Source organism: Mailhella sp. (genome assembly GCF_057866825.1).
Window position 1 is genome coordinate 1 of sequence record NZ_DBMAHT010000194.1, and the last position, 2,553, is coordinate 2,553.

General features: G+C 64.6%; 1 protein-coding gene. It reads left to right on the forward strand.

The features are described from left to right. Positions 1 to 154 precede the first annotated feature (154 nt). On the forward strand, positions 155 to 2,553 hold a 2,399-nt coding region (gene mutS / locus ACZM96_RS10565), incomplete at its 3' end, for a DNA mismatch repair protein MutS (RefSeq protein ID WP_489489015.1).

Genomic DNA, 2,553 nt, shown 5'->3' on the forward strand with positions numbered 1-2,553 from the left:
TCCGGGTTCCCCCGGGCCTCGCCCCCGAGCTATCGGCCAGGCCTTCCCGGCCCACGTTCGGAACCGCTCCCCGCATCCGCGTCGGAGCGCAGATCGGCGCGCATTCCCGGCCCGCGCCCCCACTGACACGCGCCGGGCCTTCGTCGAGAGCATCATGAGCGACACTGCACCGAAACTTACGCCCATGTATCGGCAATATCTGGAAATCAAAAAGGATTATCCCGATACGCTGCTTTTTTACCGCATGGGCGACTTCTACGAACTTTTCTTTGAAGACGCCGAAATAGCCTCGCGCGAACTTCAACTCGCCCTCACGAGCCGCAGTCGCGACGAGGGCGGCGTGCCCATGTGCGGCGTGCCCTGGCACGCGGCGGAAAACTACATCAGCGTGCTTGTGCGCAAGGGCTACAAAATCGCCCTCTGCGATCAGATGGAAGATCCCAGGCAGGCGCGCGGACTGGTCAAGCGGGCCGTCACCCGCGTCATGACCAGCGGCACCGCCCTCGAAGACGCCAACCTTGAAGCCAAGGCCCACACCTATCTCGGCGCGCTGTTCTGGAACGCCTCGCGCGGGGCGGGCGGCTTCGCCTGGCTCGACGTGTCCACCGGCGCATGGACGGGCATTCAGTCCTCGCGCGAGGAGGAGCTCAAGCAGTGGGCCCTCAAAATGGCTCCGCGCGAGCTGCTCATGCCCGACAAGGGCGACATTCCTCTTTCGCTGAACTCCCTGCCCGGCATGCAGGTGGTGCGGGTTCCCGTGCGCAGCCACTTCGAGCTCGAAGGCGCGCGCGAACGCGTGCTCGCCGCCCAGCACGTGCAGGAAGAAGCCGCCCTCGGTCTGGAAAAAAGTCCCGAACTCATGCAGGCCTGCGGCGCGCTCGTGGCCTATCTTGAGCAGATGCAGAAGCGCGATCCGGCGCAGCTTGCGCCGTTCCGCCCGCTGGACAAGGGCCGCTATCTCATTCTCGACGAAATTACCGAACGCAATCTCGAACTCTTCTGCCGCATGGACGGCAAACGCGGCGCAGGCACGCTCTGGGCCGTCATGGACAACACCCGCACTCCCATGGGCGGCCGCCTGCTCGAAGAACGCATGCGCTGCCCCTGGCGTCGGATGGAACCCATCGTCGAAACGCAGGACGTGGTGGAATTCTTCTGGAAGCGCGCCGACGTGCGCCGTGCCCTGCGCGACGCGCTTGAAAACGTGTACGACATTGAACGGCTGTCCACGCGCATTTCGCTCAACCGCTGCCAGCCGCGCGATCTTGCGGCCCTGCGCGAAAGTCTGAGCTGTCTGCCCGCGGTGCGCGCTGCGCTGGCTCTTCCTGAACAGGGTCTCTCCACCGACGACGAGCGCCGCGGCGTGCTCCTGCCCGCGGCGCTTCAGCGCCTGCTGAAGAAATGGGACATGCTCGAAGACATCACCGATCTGCTCACCAGGGCCCTGCGCGACGATCTGCCGCCCCAGATCACCGAAGGCGGCCTGTTCCGTCAGGGCTACGATCCCGCTCTCGACGAACTGCTCGACCTCGTGGAGCACGGCGAAGGTCGTCTTCAGGATCTTCTGCGCGAAGAGCAGGAAAAGAACAACATGCCCAAGCTCAAGCTGGGCTACAATCACGTGTTCGGCTACTACTTCGAGCTTTCGCGCGCGCAGCAGGCCGAGATTCCCGAGTATTTTCAGCGTCGGCAGAGCCTTGCCAACAGCGAGCGCTTCACCACGCCCGCCCTGCGCGAACTTGAGGAAAAAATGCTCACCGCCGCCGAACGGCGCAAGAGTCTGGAATACGCGCTCTATCAGAAGCTGCGCGAAAAGGTGGCGGCCTCCCGCCCCAGACTCGTGGGCATGGCCGCGCGCCTCTCGTGGCTCGACTACTGGCAGTCGCTCGCCGAGGGAGCGGAGCGCAACGGCTGGACAAGGCCCGAACTCGACGAAAGTCAGGAAATCGTCATCCGTCAGGGGCGGCATCCGGTGGTGGAAGCCGTCACGGGGCGGGCGTCGTTCATTCCCAACGATCTTTCCATGGACGCGAGTCGGCATCTGGTGCTCATCACGGGGCCGAACATGGCGGGCAAGTCCACGGTGCTGCGGCAGACGGCCATCATTGCTATCATGGCGCAGATGGGTTCGTTCGTGCCTGCGGCGCAGGCGCGCATCGGTCTGGTGGACCGCATTTTCTCGCGCGTGGGCGCGTCGGACAATCTGGCGCAGGGGCAGAGCACGTTCATGGTGGAAATGATGGAGACCGCGCGCATTCTGCGTCAGGCGGACAAGCGCAGTCTGGTCATTCTCGACGAAATCGGACGCGGCACGAGCACCTTCGACGGTCTGGCGCTGGCCTGGGCCGTGGTGGAGGAACTCGCGCGGCGGGCAGGGGGGAGCATCCGCACGCTCTTTGCCACGCATTACCATGAGCTCACGTCGCTCGCGGGAGCGCTGCCCGGCGTGTGCAACATGAACATTGCCGTGCGCGAATGGAACGGCGACATCGTGTTCCTGCGCCGTCTCATTCCCGGCCCGGCCGATCGCAGTTACGGCATTGAAGTGGCGCG